General features: G+C 68.4%; 23 protein-coding genes. 8 read left to right on the top strand and 15 right to left on the bottom strand.

Features of this window, described 5'->3' with window-relative positions:
- Nucleotides 1–713: 713 nt before the first annotated feature.
- From VFG33_RS16900 to VFG33_RS16920, 5 genes are all read right to left on the bottom strand, one after another.
- Nucleotides 714–1,544 (bottom strand): DUF3159 domain-containing protein, encoded by an 831-nt coding sequence (locus tag VFG33_RS16900; RefSeq protein ID WP_325053832.1) that lies wholly within the window; start codon nt 1,542–1,544, stop codon nt 714–716.
- Nucleotides 1,537–1,926: an OB-fold nucleic acid binding domain-containing protein gene (locus tag VFG33_RS16905; protein ID WP_325053833.1), complete on the bottom strand. Its 390-nt coding sequence runs from the start codon at nt 1,924–1,926 to the stop codon at nt 1,537–1,539. Before VFG33_RS16905 ends, VFG33_RS16900 begins: the two co-directional genes overlap by 8 nt.
- A 27-nt stretch (nt 1,927–1,953) precedes the next feature.
- On the bottom strand, nt 1,954–2,658 hold the full coding sequence (locus VFG33_RS16910; protein ID WP_325053834.1) for a DUF3710 domain-containing protein: 705 nt from the start codon (nt 2,656–2,658) through the stop codon (nt 1,954–1,956).
- Between the two features lie 78 nt (nt 2,659–2,736).
- Nucleotides 2,737–3,189 (bottom strand): dUTP diphosphatase, encoded by a 453-nt coding sequence (gene dut, locus VFG33_RS16915; RefSeq protein ID WP_325053835.1) that lies wholly within the window; start codon nt 3,187–3,189, stop codon nt 2,737–2,739.
- Nucleotides 3,186–3,743, bottom strand: a complete 558-nt coding sequence (locus VFG33_RS16920; protein WP_325053836.1) for a PaaI family thioesterase — start codon at nt 3,741–3,743, stop codon at nt 3,186–3,188. Before VFG33_RS16920 ends, dut begins: the two co-directional genes overlap by 4 nt.
- 52 nt (nt 3,744–3,795) lie before the next feature.
- Between VFG33_RS16920 and VFG33_RS16925 the strand changes: the two genes are divergently transcribed.
- A complete protein-coding gene (locus tag VFG33_RS16925) occupies nt 3,796–4,251 on the top strand; it encodes a DUF3093 domain-containing protein (RefSeq protein WP_325053837.1) in 456 nt (151 codons plus the stop codon).
- Nucleotides 4,252–4,280: 29 nt separating this feature from the next.
- A complete protein-coding gene (locus VFG33_RS16930; RefSeq protein ID WP_325053838.1) occupies nt 4,281–4,571 on the top strand; it encodes a DUF4235 domain-containing protein in 291 nt (96 codons plus the stop codon).
- Nucleotides 4,572–4,647: 76 nt separating this feature from the next.
- On the opposite strand, the gene VFG33_RS16935 is transcribed toward VFG33_RS16930, so the two are convergent.
- From VFG33_RS16935 to VFG33_RS16945, 3 genes are all read right to left on the bottom strand, one after another.
- Nucleotides 4,648–4,947 (bottom strand): DUF4193 domain-containing protein, encoded by a 300-nt coding sequence (locus VFG33_RS16935; RefSeq protein ID WP_012921380.1) that lies wholly within the window; start codon nt 4,945–4,947, stop codon nt 4,648–4,650.
- 277 nt (nt 4,948–5,224) lie between these two features.
- Nucleotides 5,225–6,025, bottom strand: a complete 801-nt coding sequence (locus VFG33_RS16940; protein ID WP_325053839.1) for an inositol monophosphatase family protein — start codon at nt 6,023–6,025, stop codon at nt 5,225–5,227.
- 10 nt (nt 6,026–6,035) lie between these two features.
- Nucleotides 6,036–7,151, bottom strand: coding sequence for a ferrochelatase (locus VFG33_RS16945; protein ID WP_325053840.1), 1,116 nt, complete (start codon nt 7,149–7,151; stop codon nt 6,036–6,038).
- A 70-nt stretch (nt 7,152–7,221) separates the two neighbouring features.
- On the opposite strand from VFG33_RS16945, the gene VFG33_RS16950 reads away from it, so the two are divergent.
- Nucleotides 7,222–8,397: an MFS transporter gene (locus VFG33_RS16950; RefSeq protein WP_325053841.1), complete on the top strand. Its 1,176-nt coding sequence runs from the start codon at nt 7,222–7,224 to the stop codon at nt 8,395–8,397.
- 85 nt (nt 8,398–8,482) lie between these two features.
- Here the strand turns inward: VFG33_RS16950 and VFG33_RS16955 are convergent, their stop codons facing one another.
- Nucleotides 8,483–9,376 carry a carbon-nitrogen hydrolase family protein gene (locus tag VFG33_RS16955; RefSeq protein WP_325053842.1) on the bottom strand — a complete coding sequence of 298 codons (894 nt, stop codon included), beginning with the start codon at nt 9,374–9,376 and terminating at the stop codon, nt 8,483–8,485.
- A 4-nt stretch (nt 9,377–9,380) separates the two neighbouring features.
- The gene (locus tag VFG33_RS16960) at nt 9,381–9,998 is read right to left on the bottom strand and encodes a trimeric intracellular cation channel family protein (RefSeq protein ID WP_325053843.1); all 618 of its coding nucleotides are present in this window, start codon (nt 9,996–9,998) and stop codon (nt 9,381–9,383) included.
- A 28-nt stretch (nt 9,999–10,026) separates the two neighbouring features.
- Between VFG33_RS16960 and VFG33_RS16965 the strand changes: the two genes are divergently transcribed.
- The 3 genes from VFG33_RS16965 to VFG33_RS16975 all read left to right on the top strand — a co-directional run bounded on the left by VFG33_RS16965 (nt 10,027) and on the right by VFG33_RS16975 (nt 12,442).
- Nucleotides 10,027–11,007, top strand: a complete 981-nt coding sequence (locus VFG33_RS16965; RefSeq protein ID WP_325053844.1) for a phosphotransferase family protein — start codon at nt 10,027–10,029, stop codon at nt 11,005–11,007.
- Between the two features lie 98 nt (nt 11,008–11,105).
- Nucleotides 11,106–11,705, top strand: coding sequence for an ECF RNA polymerase sigma factor SigK (locus tag VFG33_RS16970; RefSeq protein WP_325053845.1), 600 nt, complete (start codon nt 11,106–11,108; stop codon nt 11,703–11,705).
- Between the two features lie 5 nt (nt 11,706–11,710).
- Nucleotides 11,711–12,442 (top strand): anti-sigma factor, encoded by a 732-nt coding sequence (locus VFG33_RS16975; protein WP_325053846.1) that lies wholly within the window; start codon nt 11,711–11,713, stop codon nt 12,440–12,442.
- Here the strand turns inward: VFG33_RS16975 and VFG33_RS16980 are convergent.
- Both VFG33_RS16980 and VFG33_RS16985 read right to left on the bottom strand, forming a co-directional pair.
- Nucleotides 12,439–15,216 (bottom strand): AAA family ATPase, encoded by a 2,778-nt coding sequence (locus VFG33_RS16980; RefSeq protein WP_325053847.1) that lies wholly within the window; start codon nt 15,214–15,216, stop codon nt 12,439–12,441. The two genes, VFG33_RS16975 and VFG33_RS16980, sit on opposite strands and share 4 nt — an antisense overlap.
- Nucleotides 15,213–16,343 carry a metallophosphoesterase family protein gene (locus tag VFG33_RS16985; RefSeq protein WP_325053848.1) on the bottom strand — a complete coding sequence of 377 codons (1,131 nt, stop codon included), beginning with the start codon at nt 16,341–16,343 and terminating at the stop codon, nt 15,213–15,215. The genes VFG33_RS16980 and VFG33_RS16985 overlap by 4 nt, the downstream gene beginning before the upstream one ends.
- Nucleotides 16,344–16,469: 126 nt before the next feature.
- Here VFG33_RS16985 and VFG33_RS16990 point away from each other — a divergent pair, with 126 nt between their 5' ends.
- Both VFG33_RS16990 and VFG33_RS16995 read left to right on the top strand, forming a co-directional pair.
- The gene (locus VFG33_RS16990) at nt 16,470–17,027 is read left to right on the top strand and encodes a GNAT family N-acetyltransferase (protein ID WP_325053849.1); all 558 of its coding nucleotides are present in this window, start codon (nt 16,470–16,472) and stop codon (nt 17,025–17,027) included.
- A complete protein-coding gene (locus tag VFG33_RS16995; protein WP_325053850.1) occupies nt 17,020–17,520 on the top strand; it encodes a phosphatase domain-containing protein in 501 nt (166 codons plus the stop codon). Before VFG33_RS16990 ends, VFG33_RS16995 begins: the two co-directional genes overlap by 8 nt.
- A gap of 4 nt (nt 17,521–17,524) precedes the next feature.
- Here VFG33_RS16995 and VFG33_RS17000 read toward each other — a convergent pair whose 3' ends face one another.
- From VFG33_RS17000 to VFG33_RS17010, 3 genes are read right to left on the bottom strand one after another with little or no spacing between them, the layout of a single operon-like run.
- Nucleotides 17,525–19,192 carry an ABC transporter substrate-binding protein gene (locus tag VFG33_RS17000; protein WP_325053851.1) on the bottom strand — a complete coding sequence of 556 codons (1,668 nt, stop codon included), beginning with the start codon at nt 19,190–19,192 and terminating at the stop codon, nt 17,525–17,527.
- Complete coding sequence (locus VFG33_RS17005; RefSeq protein WP_325053852.1) at nt 19,189–20,172, bottom strand: ABC transporter ATP-binding protein; 984 nt, start codon at nt 20,170–20,172, stop codon at nt 19,189–19,191. Before VFG33_RS17005 ends, VFG33_RS17000 begins: the two co-directional genes overlap by 4 nt.
- Nucleotides 20,169–21,167, bottom strand: coding sequence for an ABC transporter ATP-binding protein (locus tag VFG33_RS17010; protein WP_325053853.1), 999 nt, complete (start codon nt 21,165–21,167; stop codon nt 20,169–20,171). Before VFG33_RS17010 ends, VFG33_RS17005 begins: the two co-directional genes overlap by 4 nt.
- Nucleotides 21,168–21,303 lie beyond the last annotated feature (136 nt).

Genomic DNA, 21,303 nt, shown 5'->3' on the forward strand with positions numbered 1-21,303 from the left:
CGCGGGGTACATAGGTGTGGGTGGTTCGCGTCGCCGGGCTGCGTGATGGTGCTAGTCGCGGCGAGGTGAGTCAAGGGCGCTTCGCGGCCCTTCGGGCTCGAACAAGTTCGACCCTTGACACACCTCACCACGACCAGGGAAGGACGCAGCTACGCCCGGAGCCGCTGAGAAGAACGGCCACAAATGACAGGGATTCCGTCGAGGGGTGTCGCCCGGGTGGTTCGTCGGGTCAGCCGCGCGGATGGTTCGTCGGGAGTGACGGCTGGTGATTCCGTGACCTCGGCGATTGGTGTACCCATGCCCCCGGCTGGTGGCCCTTCGTGCCGAATCAGGAGGGGGGTTATCCCCTCAAACTGTGGCTGATCACCCGAAAACACCGTGGGGCCACCCACCCTATCGGGGGATAACCCCCCAAAAACGGCCCGGTCAGCGGCGCTTTCCGGCGAGCGAGACCTCGCGAACCACCTAGCGGAACGCGCGCACCACCAAGCGGACCAGCCGGTGAACCGCCCCAGCCGATGCCCGCCTGCTCGACCGATACCGCCCTACAGACCGGCATCTGTCCAACGACCCGGCATCCACCCGGACGCGCCTACCGCCGATAGCGGGCTGTTCGACCGATAGCGCCCAGTAGACCGGTATCGGCCCCACAATGCGGCGCCGACGACCACGATCAACCACGAACCACGTCGACCGAGGCGGCCGGGGTGTGCCTACTTCTTCTTTTTGCCGCCGCCGAGTAGGTGGGTTACGTGGTCTCTGGCTTCGTCCCACTTGTCGGCGGGGAGGGAGCCACGCAGTACTGCGTAGGCCAGCCAGAGGGCGAGGGCGTAGAACGGGAGCCCGAGGCCGATCTTCGCGATGCCGAGGGCGTTCAGGCTGCCGGTCAGGTAGAGCGGCACCTGGACGACCAGGCGGATCGCGAACAGCCCGACGAAGACGAGCGTCGCGCGGTTGAAGCCGCGGAGCATCGCGGGATCGCGGCGCCACGCCGTACCGGTCTGGGTGATGACGCCGTAGATCAGGCCGAACAACGGCCAGCGGAAGAGAACGGTCAGCAGGTACAGAAGGCCGTACCCGAGATTCGTCAGCAGACCTGGTAGGTAGACGTCCTCAGCGCGACCGCTGCGGTTCGCGACCCACGCGGAGATCAGTACGCCGACGAACCCGCCGAGCACATTGCGGAGCGGTTGCCGGCGGACCAGCCGGAGCAGCGCCACCGCGGCGCCACAGGCGATCGCCACGATCAGCGCGGTCCTGAGGTTGTGGTCCGTCGCGGCGTAGACGATCAGGAACGCGATCCACGGCAGGCCGATGTCGAGCAGCGCGCCCCAGCCGCCGAGCGCGTGGAAGAAGTCCTTGTCAGTGGTGGCCGGCCGCTTCTCGACCGCCGGCTCTTCGGTAGCAGCCTTGTCGTCGGACAGCGCCGACTCCGCGGCCTCGAACTCGGGCCGCAGGATCTCGACCAGCTTCTCGTCCAGGTGCTCGTCGACGTTCTCGTCGAGCCGCTGGTCGCGGCGGCTGCCCTGCGCCGGGTCAGCCATGCGCGGCCGTCGGACGGAGCTCGTACTTCGGGTTGAACATCACCCGGTCACCGTCCACGACCCCGATCCGCCCGGAGGCGATCAACTCGGATCCCGGGTGGATCCCGGCGATCTTGCGCCGGCCGAGCCAGATCAGCTTGACCGTGCCGGTGCCGTCGTACAGCTCACCCTCCAGCGCCGGTACGCCGCCGCGCGGGCTGAACGTGATCGTCCGCAGGGTTCCGAACAGCGTCACCATCTCCCGGTCATGACAACCGGTGATCGACCGCGCGCCACAGTCGTGCGCGTAGTCCTGCAGCACTTCGGCGTCCTGTTGGTCCCGGTCGCCGGCCAGTCCGCGGAAGGCACGCTTGAAAAGCCCCCCGGTCTTGTCGCTACCCATGAGGGCAGTGTAGTCCGCGCATCGCGCTCAGGCCTCTTCCTCAGTGGCCGCTTGTGCCCCGGCCGGCAGGTGCAGCGCCAGCGACTCCCGCGGCGCCATCGGCTCCGAGCCCCGTACGACGATGACGTCGCGCAACGCCTGCTCCATCGGCGGCGCCGCATCGGGCTCGACCGCGGCCCGGCCGAGCACCGTGGCCCGCAGCAGCCAGCGCGGGCCGTCCACGCCGATCACCCTGGAGGTCTGGCTGAAGATCTGGCCTTCGGGGTCCTCGACCGGGACCACCAGCACCAGTTCGGTACCGAACGGGCCCTCGGTCTCGGAGGCGGTTCCGCCCATCCGGGTCGCCTCGGCGGCGATCTCACGCCGGACCTCGGGCCAGATGCCGGCCGTCCTCGGCGCGGCGAACGCGCGGAGCTCCAGCGCGGAATCCTCCAGCACCAGCAGGATCGCCTGCACGTCTCCGCTCTGCTCGTCCACCTGCAGCCGCAGCTCCATGCCGGGCAGACCGGTGATCACCAAGGCGCCGAGGTCGATCCGGTCCTCCGCCTCGAGCAGCTCCGGATCCACCTCGCTCGAGTCGAGGGGGCCGTCCGTCCGGACCTCCGCGGTACCGGCGGCCGGCTCGTCCGCGGCCGACTCGTCGGAACCACTCGCGTCGGCAACGCTCTCGTCGCTGCCGGCCAGATCGGTCGTCTCGGTGTCCTCGTTCTTGGCCTTGCGGCGGAAGATCACTGCTCTTGCCTACTTCCTCGATCGTGAGTCAAAGCACCGTAGTCTCGCGCATCCCGTAGGTCATCGGAACGCACTTGGTCAGCGTGTCACATCACCGAAACCGCCGGTCGATCCGTACCCACCGTCACCCCGGGCCGAACCCGGCAGCTTCTCGACCTCGACGAACCGGGCCTTCTCCACCCGCTGGATCACCAACTGCGCGATCCGGTCGCCGCGGCGCAGGGTGACCTCGGCCGACGTATCCAGATTGATCAGACACACCTTGATCTCGCCCCGGTACCCAGCGTCCACAGTGCCCGGCGCGTTCACGATCGACACCCCGTGCTTCGCGGCCAGGCCCGACCGCGGGTGCACGAACGCGGCGTACCCGTCCTGCAGGGCGATCGCGATCCCGGTCCCGACCATCGCCCGCTCCCCCGGCTTCAGCGTGACGTCGCTGGTCGCCACCAGGTCCGCGCCGGCGTCGCCGGGATGCGCGTACGCCGGGACCGGCAGCTCCGGGTCGAGCCGTTGGATCAGTACCTCGGTCATGGGTTCACCTCGTAGTCGTGGACCTTGTCGGCCGCCATATCCGTGCCGTGCTCAGTGAAGTGCTCTCGCGGGACGACAACGAACACAGCACTCGCCCGCAACGCCACGTTGCCCTCCGGACCGTCCAGCCGCCCGACAGCCTTGGCGTACATCCGGCGGCCCTCGAAGCCCAGGCAAGTCGCTTGCAGCGACAACGTGGCGCCGACCGGAACAGGGCGGATGTAGTCAGTCTCCAGCCGTCCAGTCACCATCGGGCGCCGCAGCAGCCAACTCAGCGAGCCCAGCGTCTCGTCCAGTGCCAACGCCAGTACGCCGCCATGCGCCAGCCCGGGTGCACCCTGATGATCCTTGGTCACGGTGAACTCGCCGGTGACGCTCACTCCGGGTCCGGCCGTCGACACCAACCGCAGACCGGTCGGATGGGAAGGCCCGCAGGCCACACAGTTCTCATAGTGCGACGGCAACACCGTGCCAGGCTCCGGAGCGTCGGGGTGCCGCACTGCCGGTTCCAGCTCGCCTTGCGGCGTCGCCGTTCGGGTCGGTGGCTCGATCACGAGAGGCGACCCTACCTACGCCCTCCGACAGGCCACGTGCCAGGCTGGTCCTGTGTCGAACTACCGCGAGCGGTTGAGCGTTCCAGTGCGCTGGTGGCTCATCGCCGCCCTGGCAGTCCTCACGCTCTGGTTGATCACCGCAGTGCCCGCCGGCGAGGTAGCAGGCCTGGCCGTCGGAGGGGTCTCCGCGGCGCTCCTGATCACCCTGTTCCTCCGGTACGGCGGTGCTGTGGTGCAGGTGGATCCGCAGAAGCTGCAGGCCGGCAGAGCCACCATCGACCGGGCCTATCTGGGCAAGGTGGAGCCACTGACCGGCGAGGACGCACGGCACGCCTTCGGCCGCGACTGCGACCCCGCTGCCTATCTAGTACTGCGGAGCTACCTGCCCGGGGCGGTCCGGGTGGAGATCACCGACGCCCACGACCCGGCGCCGTACTGGCTGATCGCCACGCGCAACCCGGAACGGCTGGCAGCGGCCTTGACGGAGAACAGCGTGGCAAGATCCTGATAGTCGGGGATCTGTAGGAGGAGGCAGTTGTGGTCGGAGCCAAGATCGGCTGGAAGCTCGTGCTCGCCGCGTTCACGATCGTGGTCGGGCTGGTCGCCAACAAGGCGGTCACCACGGCCTGGAAGCTCGGGTCCGGCGGGGAGCCGCCGAAGGGGAACAAGGCCGGCTATGTCGAGGTCGTGACGTGGGCCGTGGCCAGTGGGGCCTCGGCTGCCGCGGCCAAGCGGTTCGCGGAGCAGCGGGCGGCGAAGTACTGGCTGAAGTCCACCGGGAACCTGCCGCCGGGGTACGAGGACAAGACCGACAAGCTGACGACCTAACAAAAACGGGACCGCCCCCACGAAGGGGGCAGTCCCGTGGTACGGAATCAGCCGAGCAGGGCGAGAGAGCTGTTGTTCAGGCAGCGCAGTCGCGGCAGATCAGCTGGCCGTTCTTGCTGTTCGCGAGCTGGCTGCGGTGATGAACCAGGAAGCAGCTCGAACAGGTGAACTCGTCGGCCTGGCGCGGGAGAACCCGCACCGCGAGCTCTTCGTGGCTCAGGTCGGCGCCGGGCAGCTCGAAGCTCTCAGCGGCCTCGGCCTCGTCCTCGTCGACCTTGCCGGAGTTCTTGTCGTGACGGCGAGTCTTCAGTTCTTCGATCGACTCCTCGCTGGAGTCCTCGTCCGTCTTGCGCGGGGCGTCGTAGTCAGTCGCCATGGTGTTCCCTGCCCTCTTTGTACCCGTGGTCTTGCCTGCTGAGCCCTTGAACGGGTAAAGCGGCCGAGAAATTCCATGCTGGAATCCCTGGTCCCCCGAAACCCTTGACAGACAGGCTGGCAGCGGCATACATACCGCCCCCGAGGAGGGGATTGTGCCCTATCGAGAGGCCTTCGCGCGCGCCGGGGTCCATCTGACGACCCGCGTGTCGCGGATTGAGACAGGACCGAACAGTCGTTTGCTCATTAGTGCATGTTTTACGCAGTAATGAGCAGTTTTACGATCTGAGCGGGTTCGCGGCCGCGAGAGCGTCGTGCAGCGGGCCGAAGACGGCCGGGGTCGCGGCCAGCGACATCTCGGGCGAAACGGGCGCGCCGTGGAGTCCGCCGACCGTGGCTCCGGCCTCGGACGCGATCAGCGCGCCGGCACCGTAGTCCCACGGGTTCAGGCCCCGCTCGTAGACCGCGTCCAGCCGGCCGCAGGCGACATAGCAGAGGTCGATCGCACCGACCCCGATCCGCCGGATGTCGCGGACCTTGGCGATCAGGTGCTGGACCACCTCGGCCTGGACCGCGCGCCGCGTGGCGTCGTACCCGAAGCCCGTGCCGACCAGGGCCTTGGCCAGCTCGTCGCAGTCCGAGACCCGGATCGGCTTGCCGTCCAGGAACGCGCCGCCGCCGAGCGTCGCGCTGAACACCTCGCCCTTCGGCGCGTCCACGACCACGCCGGCCACGGTCTGCCCGCCGTCCTCGATCGCGATGGAGACCGCGTACGTCGGGATGTCGTACAGGTAGTTCACGGTGCCGTCGATCGGGTCCACCACCCAGCGGACGCCACTCGAACCGGTCACGTCGTCGCCCTCCTCGCCGAGGAAGGAGTCGTCCGGCCGCGCCTGCAGGACCCGGGCCCGGATCAGTTCCTCGGACTCCCGGTCGACCGCGGTGACGATATCGGTCGCCGTGCTCTTGGTGTCGGCGACCGTGATCGTGCCGCGGCGCCGCTCGACGATCAGCTGGGCGGCCTCGGTAGCCACCTCGACGGCCAGCTTCAGCAGGTCCTGGGGGTTCTCGGAGCTCATGCAGATTCCTTTATGCCGGTGTGGCGGTAGGCGCTGGTGAGGTGGCGGCCGGGGGTCGGCGCAGAGGTGGACAGCAATCGTGGCGGCAGTCGTCCCAGGCGGGGCCGAGGGTGCCGACGCAGGGCCGGTCGGGCTGCTCCCCGCGCTCGGCGGCGGCGCGTTCCACCACCAGGTCGCGGAGCATCGTCACGAACCTCGGGTCGGTGCCCGGCGTTGCCGCGCGGGCCATCGGCAGCTTGAGCTTGGCGGCGGTTTCGGCCGCCTCGGTGTCGAGGTCGTAGATGACCTCCATGTGGTCGCTGACGAACCCGATCGGCACGATCGCGACCCCGGGCACACCGGCGCTCGCCAGCTCCTCCAGGTGCTCGTTCACGTCCGGCTCCAGCCAGGGCACCTGCGGCGGGCCCGAACGTGAGCAGTAGACGAGATCGGTACGCCGGGTGGTGCCGGTGCGCTTCTCCAGCTCGGCCGTGATCTCCGCGGCCACGTCGAGATGCCAATCGAGGTACCCGTTGCCGTCCGGTCCGCTGGTCTCGTTCATCGCGGTCGGGATGGAGTGCGTCACGTAGGCGATCGCGGAACCCTCGGGCAGCCGGCCGATCGCCTCGGCGGTGGCCTCGACGAACGACCCGACGAAGCCGGGATGGTTCGCGTAGTGCCTGAGCTTGTCGAAGCGGGGAGCGCTCTCCACGTTTCTCGCCGCGTCCTCGAGGTTCTCCCGGTACTGCCGGCAGCCGGAGTACGAGGGGTAGGCGCTGGTGACGATCGCCACAGCCCGGCGTACGCCGTCGTCGGCCATCTGCCGCATCGTGTCGGTCAGGTACGGCGCCCAGTTCCGGTTGCCCCAGTAGATCGGCAGGTCCAGGCCGAGCTCGTCGAACGAGACCCGCAGTGCCGCCAGCAGTGCCCGGTTCTGGTCGTTGATCGGGCTCCGGCCGCCGAGTGCGTAGTAGTGCTCGCCGACCTCCTTGAGCCGGGCGTCCGGGATGCCTCGGCCGCGGGTGACGTTCTGCAGGAAGGGCAGCACGTCCTCGGCCTGCTCGGGACCACCGAAGGAGAGCAGCAGGACGGCGTCGTACGGGGTTGGATCTGGCGGGGTTGGATCGGGCGACACTTCGACGGGCATACAACGATGTTCTCAGGCCGGGCAGATACGGTGTGCACGGTCCCCCATGCTGAAGCCCTACGCACACCTCATGCGCCGTCCCGGTGCCGGCGCCTTCTTCGCCGCCGGGATCACCGGTCGTATGCCGATCTCGATGCTGGGGCTCGGCACCGTCATCCTGATCGCGCGGGAGAGCGGTTCCTACGGTCTGGCCGGAGCGGTCTCCGGCGTCGGTGTCGTCGCGGGCGCACTCACCGGGCCGATCCAGGGCCGGCTGGTCGACCGGTTCGGCCAGCGGCTGCTGATCCTGGTCGGCAGCGTGCTCTGCACGATCGGCCTCGTCGGGCTACTGATCGCCGTCCGGATCGACGCCCCGCACTGGGCGCTGTACCTGCTGTCGTTCGTTGCCGGCGGCACCCGTCCGCAGGTCGGCTCGTTCGTCCGGGCCCGCTGGACCTACCTGCTCGGCCGCGGGCGCGCCCTGCAGACCGCGTTCGCACTCGAGGCGGTCGGCGACGAGGTCGTCTTCATCCTCGGACCCGTCCTGGTCACGTTCCTGGCGACCCAGGTCAGCCCGTACGCCGCTCTGGGCGCGGCCGGGGCTCTCGGCCTCTTCGGTGGAATCTGGCTCGCCCTGCTGAAGGCATCCGATCCGCCGGGCCGGGGGAAATCCGACGGCGTCGAGCAGGCCCCACTCCCGATGCTCTCGCTGGTGCTGCTCAGCTTGATCGGAGTAGGCCTGGGAGCCACCCTCGGAAGCGCCGAGGTCGTCACCGTCGCCTTCACCGCAGCCGAAGGGCAGCCGGGGATGTCTGGCGTCGTCCTGGCCGTCTGGGCGTTCGGCAGCCTGCTCGCGGGGCTTTGGTACGGGTCCATCCATTGGCGTGCTCCGGTCGAGCGCCGCCTCCTGATCGGCACCATCGCCCTGGCCATCTCGCTGGCACCGCTGCCCTGGGTAGGCAACATCTTCCTGGTGGGCGTCGTCCTCTTCTTCGCGGGTCTGACCATCGCCCCGACCATGGTCGCCGTCACCGCGTGCGTCGAGGAGTGGGTCCCACCCCAGCGCCTCACCGAAGCGATCACCTGGACCGTCACCGGCATCCTGCTCGGCGTCGCCCCAGGCAACGCCGCCGCCGGCCACGCCGTAGACATCTGGGGCGCCTCAACCGCCTACTGGGTCCCCGTCACCATCGGCATCACCTGCGCGCTGGTCGCGAGCATCGCCGTAACCTTCGCCCGCCCCAAAACCCGCTTCGCCCACAACTAGCCCCGACTGTCTTCGCCAAAGCGGGTGGTTCGCTCCTGCCAGCGCCAACACCTGCCACTGCCGGTGCCACGCAGTGGTTGGGCGCCTAGGGCAGGGTCTTGGTCTGGCTTCGGGGGTCTGTGACGAAGTGCTCGTTGTAGAGCCCTGAGCGTGCCTTCAACCGCCAGGGGCGCCGGTAGGTCACCGCCTCCTCGGCATCCGGTGCGGACGGATCCAGGTCGAACAGGACGACGTCCGGTAGGCCGTCCGTGGATCCGCGAGCCACCCACTCGCCGTTCGGCGCGATCACCCCGGCAGGCACCGAGGGGCTGTATTGAGCCGGGACCGAGAACGCGAGCCAGTAACTGTTGCCGGCTGCGTGGCCTTGGGCGAGTACGCCGAACATCGGATCTTCGGAGTACGACGAGAAGAGGACGCAGTCCACGCCGAGCCGTTCGTACTCCAGGAACAGTTCGGGGTAATTGACCTCGATGCAGACCGCGCAACCGAAGCGGTACCCCTCGACATCGAAGACGACCGGTGCTGTTCCGGGGGTGTAGAGGTGCGAGATCTCGGTGAAGGACAGCAGACGCTTGTCGTAGCGGTCGACGAGCTCGCCTGCCGCGGAGATGACATACACGCTGTTGTGCGGCCGGTTCGACCCGGTCAATCGATGGATCGAGCCGATGACGGTCCAGAGCTCCAGCTCTCCGGCGAGTGCGATGGTCTCGTCGAGTTCGGCGCGTAGTACGAGCCAGTCGGCCTTGTCCCAGTCGGCCGGTCCGGCCTCCGGGCTGGTCCGGGACATCAGGTGCTTGGACGGGTAACCGGAGAGCGCTCCCTCGGGGAAGAGAATCAGCCGCGCGCCCTGGTCGTGCGCCTGCCGCATCAGCTCACGCACGTGTTTGCCGTTCGCCCGGATCTCGGCCTCGCTGGGATCCTGGCTACCGGTGCTCTGCGCCACTGCGATCCGAAGAACCGATCCGTCGCTCGTCTCCATCCGCTCACGGTATGCGAGGTAGCGGGGCGTTCCAGCCTCGGCGGATGGCTAGGAGGCGGATGGTGAAGCAGAGGGCTGCGGCGGCTCCGGCGACCCAGGGTGGGGCGTAGCCGAGGGCGTCCGCCACGACGACGATGCCGGCGCCGAGAAAGGCTGGGGTCGCGTAGATCTCGGAGCGGAGGACGACCGGCACGCGGCCGGACAAGACATCGCGGATGACGCCGCCACCGATGCCGGCGATGGTGCCGACGAGCGCGGCGGACAGCGGTGGGAGTCCGTACTGGAGGGCCTTCAGGGCACCCGTCACACAGAAGAGCGAGAGCCCGGCCGCGTCGAAGACGTTCACCAGCCGCTCGACCCGCCCGATCCGCGGATACAGGAAGAAAGTGAGCAGCCCTGCCGCGACGGGCACGACCAGATACCGCCAGTCGATCAGCGCCGCCGGTGGCGTAGCCCCGATCAGAACATCCCGGATGAACCCGCCACCGAGCCCGGTGACGAGAGCAAGCACCAGGATCCCGAACACATCCAGCTTCTTCCGGACCCCGACCAGTCCCCCGGTGATCCCGAACACAAAGATGCCCACCAAATCAAGCACCTCGAGCGCCACAGACCCATCCACGATCCGTCACGGTACTAGGGTCTGCGCCATGGAAGGACCACCCGTCGTCGACTACAACGCCACCTCGCTGCGTCCTGACTGGAGGGCGCTCCCCGAGGATCTCCAGCATTCCCTGGCCGTTGCCCTCGGCACCGAGATCGCCGAGGCCGGTCCGTCGGTGAGGTCCGGTTTCACCGGGGGGTTCGCCGCGCCGGTGAAGCTGACAGACGGCCGCGAGGTCTTCGTCAAAGCGGCCGAAGAGTCGACGCACTCCTACCGCGCTTACCAACGCGAAGCAGAAATAGTCCCGCTCCTCCCCGCAGCCGTCCGAGTGCCGCAGATCATCGCCACCGCACACGCGGAGCAGTGGTTTGCGGTGGTGGCTGGGCGGGTGCGGGGGCGGATGCCGGGGGTGCCGTGGAGTGCGGAGGAGTTTGACGCGGTGACGGCGAACTGTGAGGTGATGGCTGAGGCTCTCTCGCCCAGTCCGGAGTTGCCGGGGGTCGGGTCGTTCATCGAAGCCGTGATGTCAGCGGAGTTTCCGAAGGATCTGGCTCGGGAGGTGCTCGGTGGTGATCGTCCGGCGCCGGTCGGGTTCCAGCCGTGGCTCGGTGGCAGGTTGCCTGAGCTGCAGGAGCTCGTGGATCGCTATCCCGAGGCGCTCAAAGGTGACGCCGCGACTCACGGCGACCTCCGGCCAGACAATCTGCTGATCGACCAGTCCGGCCAGTGCTGGACTCTCGACTGGAACTGGCTTGGCCTCGGACCCAACTGGATCGACTGGGTCGGACTACTCCCGCTCGCCCATCGCGACGGTATCGACACCCTCGAGGCACTACAGCGCAGTCCGCTCACCGCCGACGTACCGGCGGATGATCTCGACTGCTACGCCGCGGTGATTGCCTCCTACATGCTCGACAAGCTCGACGTACCACCCCCACCCGGTTGCACCGCCGAGCTCCGGCGCCACCAGCGGCTCTACGCCTGGGCCTTCCTCGACTGGCTCGCGGTACGCCGGAACTGGGCCTGATGGGACTAGCCTGAGGCGAATCGAAGACCTGACCCATCCGGAGCGCGATCTGCTCCGAAGCACCTCGGACCCGTGGTACGGAAGATGAGGATGCGCCTGTGAGCGAGGAGTCGACGGCACTGCCTTGGCCGGTGATGGCCGATGTGGCGGCCGGTACGCCGGCCGAACTGATGGCGCGCGTCGCCCGGGGTGATGCGGTGGCGTTCGGGCAGGTGTACGACCTGATGGCACCGCGGGTCTACGGGCTGATCCGGCGGGTGCTGCGCAATCCGGCCCAGTCGGAAGAGGTGACGCAGGAGGTGATGGTCGAGGTCTGGCGCACCGCCACCCGGTACGACGCCGACCGTGGCTCGCTCGCCTCGTGGATCCTTACGATGGCGCATCGGCGGGCGATCGACCGGGTTCGCTCCGAGCAGTCCACCACCGACCGGGAGCAGGCGGTTGCCGCCGCGTCCGCGACCACGGAGTACGACGAAGTCTCCGAGGCGGTCACCACGAACCTCGAGGTCCAGCAGGTGCGGCACTGTCTGTCAGCCCTCACGGAGCTGCAACGGGAATCCGTGACGCTGGCCTACTACGGCGGATACTCCTACCGCGAGGTCGCGGAACTGCTGGACGCCAAACTGGCGACGATCAAGGCGCGGATGCGCGACGGCCTGATCCGGCTGCGCGACTGCCTGGGTGTAACGGGGAGGTGAGGGCCATGACGACACCGGAAGTGCACGCTCTGACCGGACCCTACGTACTGAACGCACTGCCCGAGGACGAGCGCCTCGGCTTCGAAGCACACCTAGCCGACTGCCGGTCCTGCAGCGCCGAGGTCGCGGAACTCCGCGAAGCAGCCAACAAACTTGGTACTGCGGTCGCCGCCGACCCGCCTCCCGCCCTGAAGGCCCGCGTCCTCGCCGAGATCACCACCACCCGCCAACTCCCCCCACTCCTCAAACACGACGAGCCGCAAAAGCCAAGGAAGGCCCTCAGCCGCAGATCCTTCTTCGGACTCGCGGCAGCCGGTCTCGCCGTCGCCGGCGCGGGCGGCATCGCGATCGACCAGTACCGCGACAACTCCCGCACCAAGAAGCAGAACGAGGAACTAGCCGCCCTCCTAGCCGAACCAGACGCCCAGACGGTCCGCGGCAACGTCACCGGAGGCGGCCAGGCCGCAGTGGTGATGTCGGCAAGCCAGGACAAGGCGATCGTCCTCCTGAACAACCTGCCGAAGCTCCCCGACGGCAAGACCTACCAACTCTGGCTGATGGACAAGTCCCGCACGATGCACTCCGCCGGCCTCGCCGGGGGCCAGGCCACCGGCGACCAGTCCAAGCTCATCCAGGGCGGCGTAGCCGACAAGATCGCCTTCGGCCTGACCATCGAGAACAACCCCGGCGCGACCACTCCGACTCTCCCACCGGCCGCCCTGATCTCGATGGCCTAAGCCTCGAGTTTGAGGAATGTTGCTCGCGGCACGTGTTCGTAGCGTTCGGGCATGCAGGTGAGGATGATGACCTGGCCGTGGTCGCCTGCGCGGCCGAGCAGGGCGCCCATATCGCGGAGGCGGCCTTTGTCGGACCAGCCGAGGGCGTCGTCGAAGATCACCGGGACGCTGCCTTCGCCTGTGCTGACCAGGTGGCTGATCGCCAGCCGGGTGATGATCGCGAGCTGTTCCTGCGCACCCGTCGACAACGCCTCGACCCGCAGTCGAACGCCGTCCAGCTCGCGCTCCGCGACCGCTAGGTCGTCGTCCAGCCAGACCCGGAAGCTCGGCCCGTAGACGCTGCGACCGAGCGCTTCGATCCTGCTCTGCAACGGCTCCGAGTACTTCGTCTGCGCCTCGGCCCGGTGCCGCCCCAACGTCTCGTAAACCCGCAGGGCCGCATCCGCTCGCCGCTTCAAACTCTCATGCTCAGAACGAAGAGCGGCGAGCTCGAGCTCGGCCGTGTCCCGCCGGGTAGCGAGCCCATCTCGCCCCGACTGCTCCAGCCGACCCTCGGTCGTCCGCAACGAGTCCCGCAACACATCCCGCTCACCCTGCAGGCGAGTCGCGACCGCCAGCGCATCGGCCAACTCCCCCGCAACCTCATCGGCTCTGACAGAGTCGGCCTGCTCCTGGACCGCGGTCAGCTCCTCCAGCACCGCCTCGACCTCGGCCGTCGCCTCGACCTCAGCACCCTCGACGTCCTCGTCGGCCAGCAGGGACCGCGCGGCCTCCAAGGCCTCAAGCGCTGCGGCCAACCGCTCCCCCGCCAACTCCGCGCGAGCGCGAGCCTGCTGCGACTCCGATCGGTCCTCGTCTGCCGCCTTCCGCGCCTGCGCGGCCGCGAACTCCGCGTCCGCCAGCAGCCGCTCTGCCTCGGCCAGCTCGGTCCGCGCAGTCTCCAGCCGCCGCTGCGCCACCGCGAGCTCACCGACGTCGAGAGGCGCCGGCACCTCGAGGTCCTCGAAGTCGAAGGCATTCTCATCCGGCTCGAACTGCTCGAACAACGACATCTGCCCCGGCACGCTGACGACCGCGGGCTGAGCGCTCTCGCGCCCCTCAGCTGTCTCTTCGCCCTCAACGATCCCGAGTCGCGCCGCCAGCACCGCAATCCGCTCCGCCGGGTCGCCACCCGCGGTCAGCGATCGCTCCGTACGCCGTGCCTCCTGCAACTCCGCCGACGCCGTATCCCCCTTGCGCAGCAACTCCCGCGCAGCCGGCAGATCCCGAACGCCGGCCTTCTTCAGCAAATCCTTCTCGCGCCGAACCGCCTCGTCGAAGGTCGCCCGCAAAGTGGCCGCCTCGCCACCCGCACGGACCTTGACCTCCACCAGCCCCGGTACGCCGACGAGCAGTTCCCCGGAGACCAGCAGCTCCACCTCGCCGTCTTCCGCCAGAGACGCAGGCACCTTGCGACCGGAGCCGGCGTCCAACCCGGTCCCCGACAACTCGACCGCCTCAGCCCCGGTCCGCCGTACGAAGACTTCCGGTACTCCGGCCGCCAGCGCCGCGCGGGCCTCGACGATCCTCGCCCGCGCGTCTTCCAGCGCGGTGACGGTCGCATCGTCAACCTTGATCCCGTCGAGCACAGTCCCTGCGGCGGCGATCCGCGCCCGGACGTCGATCAGCTCTGCCTGCTGACCGGCCAACCGCTCAAGCTCCGCCCGATCCATCAGAGCGGAGACGAGTCGCTCCGCATCCTGGACCTCGGTGCGCCGCTCGTCCTTGAGCTCCACGACCTCCGCGAGCGTCGCCTCGGCAGCGTGCACGACCTCAGCCGCCTTGCGGGCGACCGTCTCTGCGTCCTTGCGACGGGCTGCGAGCTCCGCATCAGCCTTGGTGAACCTTTCGACCTCGTCCAGCAAGCGTTCCCGCTCGACCCGCGTGCGGGTGTGGTTCTCGAGCCGGGCGCGGGCGGTCTCGGCCCGGGCCTTCACGGAATCACGCCGGAGCAGGATCTCGTCGGTCGCCTTCTTGCGTTCGCGCAGCTCCTCGACGGACTTGAGGTGATCACCGAGCCGGCTGCTCAGGTCGTCCAGGTCCAGCGCGAGACGCTCGGCGCGACGGATGTCGGCGACCACCTCGTCCATCGCCTTCAACGCCTGCGCCGCGGTGAGCTCCCCCGTCGCCACCGATGCGGCGGACTTCGCGAACTCGCCGGTCGGGCGACCACCCCGGGTCCAGTAGCGCAGGTACTCGTGCTCCACCGCGCTGACGAGTGGCATCGAGGCGCCGTCGACCGGCGTACCGGACTCTGCCGTCACGGCGGTGATCAAGGGCTCGGCGTCGGCCGGGGTCGGCAGCACGAGCGACTGGCCCTGGCCGACCATCAACGTCTGCCAGAGCACGGGATCGACGTTCTCGGCGAACAGCCGCTCGGCCTCGTTGTGCGCCTCGCGACCGGTCCAGGTCTGACGCCGACCCTCAGGGTCCACGATCGCCAGCTCGGTGGAGCGGTTCTTCAGCCAGCGCTTGGTATAGGTCAGCTCGCGGCCGCCCAGCGTCAGTTCGACGGTCACCTCGGGCGCAACGTCCTGGCCGACCGGCTGGATGTCGCGGATCCGGGTCGACTTGGAGTCGTCCGGAAAGTCGAAGACCAGCGAGAACGCCTCGACCAGGCTCGACTTGCCGACCTCGTTGTCGCCGACCACGACGGTGGTGCCGATCGCGGGCAGGTCAACGGTACGGTCCTTGACGCCACGGAAGTTCCGCAGCGTCAGGCTGTGCAGCCTCATCCCGCGTCCCGCGCCAGTCTGTGCATCAACGTGAGGGCAGCCCCGGCGCCCTCGTCACCACCGGCCAGCGCCTGACGCAACTCCTCCATGGCGGCCCGCGCGGGACCACTCAACTGCAAGGCATCCAGGTCGGCCGCGTCCGGAGCAGGCCGGACCGTCCAGAACTTCGCCCAGCGTTCGACGCTCGCGAACACCTCGCCCTGGGCGTCGACCATCGCGTCCAGCCGGCTCAGCAACGGCAGCGACAACGAGCCGTCGGCCGCAAGCCTGACGTAGGTCCGCTCCTTCTCCGGAAGCTCGGCGAACCAGTCCTCCAACGCGGTCAGCGACTCCTCGTCGTACAGCTCGGCGTGGTGCTCGACCATGTGCCAGGCGCCGACTCGCACTGGCTTCACCTCAACGCTGCCGGCACCGAGCGTCACCGCGAGCACGTTGCCAGGATCGTTCTCCTCGGGCGAGGTGACCTCCTGCGTCCCGGAGAACCAGATCCGCTCGGTGACCTTGGTGGTGGAATGCCGGTCGCCCAGACCGATGTACTGCAGCCGTCCGTCTTCGACTGCTGCTTCGAGGGCGACCTGATCGATCGTCGGTACGTCGGACATCCCGCCACTGAGGCTGGTCAGTTGCCCGTGGGCGAGCAGGATTCTCGTCGTACCAGGGCGCGCCGGCGACAGCTCGGCGTACCCGGGAGCGGCGGGATCGGACACCGGTCGCCGCGAACGCCAGGGCGCGCCGATGATCTCTACGCCGGCGATGATCTCCAGCGGCTTGGTGTCGGTCACGACAGTCACGTGGTCCGGCGCATGGCCGGTCCACTGCGCCGAGGTCCAGAGCGAGCCCGGTTCGAGGGCGTCGTGGTTGCCCGGCAGCAGTACCACCGGGACCTCGATCCGCTTCAGCGCTTCACAAGCACGCAGGATCGTCTGCCGCTCGACCTGGTTGTGCTCGAACACGTCCCCGGTGACCACCACGAAGGCCGCGCCGGTCTCCTTGGCCACGTCGCCGATCCGCATGACGGCATCCAGCCGCGCCTGGCCCCAGCGGGCCTGACCGTCCGGCCCCAGGAACCGGCGCATCATTCCCAGCTGCCAGTCGGAGCTGTGCAGAAACGTGATCGACTCTTCCATTGCGGTCAGAACGCTAGCCGCCCCCGCCGACATCTCCCAACCAACACACCCACAACCCCCACACCGCCCGCCATCCGAACACCAAATCCGCTTGAGCCTGGGCGCCGGGGCCGCGAGGATCAGGGCGTGGACGTCTACCTGGAGACCGAGCGGCTGGTACTGCGGAGGTTCACGGCGGGCGATGTCGAGTCGCTCACCGAGCTCGATTCCGATGTCGAGGTGATGCGGTTCCTGACCGGGGAACCGACGCCGCGCGAGGAGATCGAGTTGAAGGTACTGCCCGGGATCCTGGCGACGTACGAGCGTCACCCCGGGCTGGGCACCTTCGCGACGCACGAGCAGGCGAGCGGCCGGTTCGTCGGCTGGTTCGGGCTGCTGCCGACGCAACGGCCGGGAACGGTCGACGTCGGTTACCGGCTGCACCGCGACGCCTGGGGCCTCGGCTACGCGACCGAGGGGACCAAGGCGTTGATCGCCAAGGCCTTCACCGACCTCGACGTGGACAAGGTGGTCGCCGACACAATGGCGGTGAACACGAAGTCCCGCCGGGTGATGGTGAAGTCCGGGCTGCGGTTCGTCCGCGTCTACCACGTCCAGTACGACGATCCGCTGCCGGGCACCGAACACGGCGAGGTGGAGTACGCGATCGACCGCGCAACCTGGTTAGCTGGGGTTCGTGCCTGACAACGACCTGCGCCCGTACGCCGTACTGGACATCGACGCGACGTTGTCCGACACGAGCAAGCGGATCCAGTTCATCGAGCGGCGGCCGAAGGACTGGGCCTCGTTCTTCGCCCACGCCAAGGAAGACGCCGTGCTCGAGGAAGGGCTGGCAGTCGCCACCAAACTGGCCGAGGACCACGAGATCGTCTACCTGACCGGGCGGCCCGAGCGGCTGCGGCGGGACACGGTGAAGTGGTTCGAGGACAACGGGTTCCCCGACGGCAAGCTGCTGATGCGCGGGAACAACGATCGCCGGCCGTCCGCGGTGATGAAGCTCGCCCGGCTGAAGACTCTCGCGGAGGAGCGGCCGGTCGCAGTACTGGTCGATGACGACGTGAAGGTGTGCGCGGCCGCCGAGCAGGCCGGCTACACAGTGATGAGGGCCGACTGGGGACTCGATGCCGAGACCCAGCCGACCCTCTTCGAGGCCCAGGAAACCGAGGGCCGTACTTAAGGCTCTACTTGCTCAGCCCGACGATCAGAACATTCGGGTACGGCGGGTACGGCGGCAGGTAGAAGTTCTGCACCTTCGAGCCGTGCAGGAACGCGTTCCGGGCATAGATCAGCGGAACCAACGGCGCGTCCGCGAGGATCTGCTTGTCCAGAGCGGCCCACTGGGCAGCGGCCTTCGTCTTGTCGGGCTCACCGGTCGCCGCGGCGATCGCGGCGTCCACCTGCGGGTTGGAGTAGCGGGACAGGTTGAACCCGCCGTTGCCGATCTCCGAGGACGCGAACAGCGGCTGGATGTTGCCGAGCGCGCTCGGGTAGTCCGGCAGCCAGCTCTGAACGGTCAGGTCGTAGTCACCCTTGGGTCCGGTGATGAGATCCGTCAGCGCCTCGGCCTCGTAGGGCTTGATCGTCACGGTGATGCCGGCCCGCTTCAGGCCTTGCTGGATCGCCTGGGCCACGCCGAGCTTGTCACTGTCGGCCGCGAGCACCAGGTTCAGATTGCTCACCCCGGCTGCCGCGAGCATCGACTTCGCCTTGTCCGGATCGCCCGCCGGCGGTGCGGGGTAGAGGTCGAACTTGCTGTAACCGTCGATACCGGGAGTGATCAGCGTGGTCGCGATCTCCCCGCCGAACTCCGGTCCGCCCTGGGCGACCTGGACCGCTTGCTTGTCGACGGCGTACTCGATCGCCTTGCGGACCGCGGGGTTCGACAGCCCCGGGCGCTTGTTGTTCATCGCCAGGAACTGCAGCGCACCCGACGGCGAGGTCGCGACGCGGGCCTTGACCGCCGGGTTGCCCGTCACGGTCGGGATCAGCGCGGCCGTGACCGGGGCACCGGTCGAGGCGGCGAACTGGTCGTCGCCGGAGTCCGCGACCAGCCGCTGGTTGACCACGTCCGCCTGCAGGCCCATGTCCGTCACGATCGAGTCCGGCAGCCCGGTGCGGGCCGGGTCGGACGCCTTGTCCCAGTTGGGGTTGCGCTCCAGCTCGAGCTTCGAGCCCGGCGAATAGCTCTTCACCTGATAGGGGCCACTGGCAACGGGATCCTCACCGTAGGTGGTCGGATCCGTGTCGGCCTTCTTCGGCACCGGGGAGAATGCCGGCATGCTGACGATCCACGGCCAGTCGCCGAACGCCTTGTTCAGCTTGAAGATGATCGTGTTGTCGTCCGGCGTCTCGATAGAGGCGAGCTGCTGGCCCTTGTAGGGACCGGTGTACTTGTCGCCGCCGACCAGCAGCGGCTTGTGGTAGCTCAGCCCGCCGGACAACTCCGGCGCGAAGGACCGCTCCACGCCGTACTTGATGTCAGCGGCAACGATCGTCGAACCGTCGGAGTACTTGAGGCCAGGCTTGAGCTTGTACGTCCAGGTCTTGCCGTCGGCGCTGACCTGACCGGTGTCCGTGGCCAAGTCCGGCACGAGCTCGGCGCCCTTGTCCGGCGACGTCTTCCACGAGGTCAGGCCGCGCAGTACCAGATGGATCGTGCTGGTTGCGAGGTTCTGGCTCTTCGCCGGGTCGAGACTGATCTCTTTGCTGGTGCTGAGAATGTGCCACGTGCCGCCCTGCTCGGCAGCGGAACTGCTGCCGCTGCCTGGGCTGGAGTTGTTGGCGTTACAGGCCGTGACCGCGAGCGCCAAGGCGGCCGCGACCGCGACCGCTCGGTTCGTGCGTCTCATGATGTCCTCTCAAGGGGTGTTTCAGGGAAGTAGCAGGCGACGCGGTGGGCGCCGCCGGCTACTGGCTCCAGCACCGGCCGGGTCGTCGCGCAGACGTCCTCGGCCTTGTAACACCGGGTGCGGAACGGGCATCCGGAGGGCGGATCGATGGGGGTCGGCACGTCCCCGGTCAGCACGATCCGGTCCCGCACCGCACCCGGTTCAGGCACCGGTACTGCGGACAACAGGGCCCGGGTGTACGGATGGGCGGGCGACGAGTACACCTCGGCCGCCGGGCCCTCCTCCACGATCGTGCCGAGGTACATCACCGCGATCCGGTCGGAGACCTGCCGGACCACCGCGAGATCGTGGGCCACGAGCACGTACGACAAGCCGAGCTCGTCGCGGAGATCGGCCAGGAGATTCAGCACCTGCGCCTGGACCGACACGTCCAGCGCCGAGACCGGCTCATCGCAGACGAGCAACTCCGGCCTCACAGCAAGCGCTCTCGCGATGCCGATCCGCTGCCGCTGACCACCCGAGAACTCGTGCGGATAGCGCTCCAGGTGCTCCTCGGACAGGCCCACCTGGTGGAGCAGTTCGACCAGTTGTGCGCGGGTCGGGCGGATCTTCTGGGCCCGGAACGGCGTGGTCAGGATCGTGCCGACCGACTGCCTCGGGTTGAGCGAGGCCTGCGGATCCTGGAACACCATCTGGATCTTCCGGCGGACCGGCCGGAGCCTGCGACCGCGGAGCCGGGTGACGTCCTGGCCACCGATCTCCACCCTGCCCGCGGTCGGATCCAGGAGCCGGGTCGAGACCCGGGCCAGAGTGGATTTACCGGAGCCTGACTCACCGACGAGACCGACTGTTTCGCCACGCCGTACGACGAGATCGACGCCGTCGACCGCCTTCACCGCCACCGCGCGGCGGAACGGGGAGCCGCGGAGGCCGAAGTACTTCTTCACCCCGTCCAGGCGGAGTAGCTCGTCCGTGCTCACAGGGTGACCTCCGGCCGGCGGCCGAGGTGACAGGCGGCCTCGTGGTTGCCTTCGCCGGGGCGCGGGGTCAGTTCGGGACGCTCCGTGATGCAGCGCTCCCCCACGCGCTCGGTGTACGCGCAGCGGGGCTGGAACGCGCAGCCCGTCTCGATCGAACCGGGTGACGGCGGACTACCGGGGATCGTGGCCAGCCGCCGCTTCGGTGGTACGTCGACCCGCGGCATCGCGCCGAGCAACCCGAGGCTGTAGGGATGTGCCGCGCGGAAGAACAGGTCCCGTACGGAGCCAACCTCGGCCGCGCGTCCGGCGTACATGACCAGGACGTCGTCGGCGACCTCGGCTACCACCCCGAGGTCATGCGAGATCAGGACGAGAGCGGTGCCGAACTCGGTCTGAACGTCCGCGAGCAGCCGCATGATCTGTGCCTGGACGGTCACGTCGAGTGCGGTCGTCGGCTCGTCCGCGATCAGCACCTTCGGGTCGTTCACCAAAGCCATAGCGATGACGACCCGCTGCCGCATTCCCCCGGAGAACTCGTGCGGGTAGGCCTTCGCCCGCTGTTCGGCCGACGGGATGCCGACCAGGTCGAGCATCCGGACCGCCCGTTGGTGCGCCTCCTTCTTGGAGACGTGGTGGTGCAACCGGTACGCCTCGGCGACCTGCCAGCCGACGGAGTAGTACGGATTGAGCGCGGAGAGCGCGTCCTGGAAGACCAGCGCGATGTCGTTGCCGCGGATCTTGCGGAGCTCGTCCTGCGCCAGTCCGACCAGCTCGCGGCCGTCGAGCAGTACCTCGCCCTTGAGGTCGGCGTTCGGCGGCAGCAGGCCCATCACCGCGGCCGAGCTGACGCTCTTGCCGGAACCGGATTCCCCGACGATCGCGAGCGTCTGGCCCTTGGCGACCGAGAAGTCGATCCCGGCCACGGCCGGGACCAGACCACCCTCGGTCCGGAAGGTCACGTGCAGATCGTGCACCTCGAGTACTGGCTCAGGCATGGCCCACCCTCGGGTCGAGTACTCCGTGCAGCACGTCCACCACCAGGTTCGCGAGAATCACCAGGAACGCCGCGAACAGAGTCACGCCGACCACCACCGCGATGTCGAGCTGGCCGACCGCGGTGATCAGCAGTTC

The organism is Kribbella sp. (assembly GCF_035687465.1).
Taxonomy (GTDB): domain Bacteria; phylum Actinomycetota; class Actinomycetes; order Propionibacteriales; family Kribbellaceae; genus Kribbella.

What these genes read in the sequence shown, in the direction of transcription:
- VFG33_RS16900 (WP_325053832.1), bottom strand. Translation starts at nt 1,544, where the DNA reads ATGGCTGACCCGGCGCAGGGCAGCCGCCGCGACCAGCGGCTCGACGAG.
- VFG33_RS16905 (WP_325053833.1), bottom strand. Translation starts at nt 1,926, where the DNA reads ATGGGTAGCGACAAGACCGGGGGGCTTTTCAAGCGTGCCTTCCGCGGA.
- dut (WP_325053835.1), bottom strand. Translation starts at nt 3,189, where the DNA reads ATGACCGAGGTACTGATCCAACGGCTCGACCCGGAGCTGCCGGTCCCG.
- VFG33_RS16935 (WP_012921380.1), bottom strand. Translation starts at nt 4,947, where the DNA reads ATGGCGACTGACTACGACGCCCCGCGCAAGACGGACGAGGACTCCAGC.
- VFG33_RS16940 (WP_325053839.1), bottom strand. Translation starts at nt 6,025, where the DNA reads ATGAGCTCCGAGAACCCCCAGGACCTGCTGAAGCTGGCCGTCGAGGTG.
- VFG33_RS16945 (WP_325053840.1), bottom strand. Translation starts at nt 7,151, where the DNA reads ATGCCCGTCGAAGTGTCGCCCGATCCAACCCCGCCAGATCCAACCCCG.
- VFG33_RS16950 (WP_325053841.1), top strand. Translation starts at nt 7,222, where the DNA reads ATGCGCCGTCCCGGTGCCGGCGCCTTCTTCGCCGCCGGGATCACCGGT.
- VFG33_RS16955 (WP_325053842.1), bottom strand. Translation starts at nt 9,376, where the DNA reads ATGGAGACGAGCGACGGATCGGTTCTTCGGATCGCAGTGGCGCAGAGC.
- VFG33_RS16965 (WP_325053844.1), top strand. Translation starts at nt 10,027, where the DNA reads ATGGAAGGACCACCCGTCGTCGACTACAACGCCACCTCGCTGCGTCCT.
- VFG33_RS16975 (WP_325053846.1), top strand. Translation starts at nt 11,711, where the DNA reads ATGACGACACCGGAAGTGCACGCTCTGACCGGACCCTACGTACTGAAC.
- VFG33_RS16980 (WP_325053847.1), bottom strand. Translation starts at nt 15,216, where the DNA reads ATGAGGCTGCACAGCCTGACGCTGCGGAACTTCCGTGGCGTCAAGGAC.
- VFG33_RS16985 (WP_325053848.1), bottom strand. Translation starts at nt 16,343, where the DNA reads ATGGAAGAGTCGATCACGTTTCTGCACAGCTCCGACTGGCAGCTGGGA.
- VFG33_RS17000 (WP_325053851.1), bottom strand. Translation starts at nt 19,192, where the DNA reads ATGAGACGCACGAACCGAGCGGTCGCGGTCGCGGCCGCCTTGGCGCTC.
- VFG33_RS17010 (WP_325053853.1), bottom strand. Translation starts at nt 21,167, where the DNA reads ATGCCTGAGCCAGTACTCGAGGTGCACGATCTGCACGTGACCTTCCGG.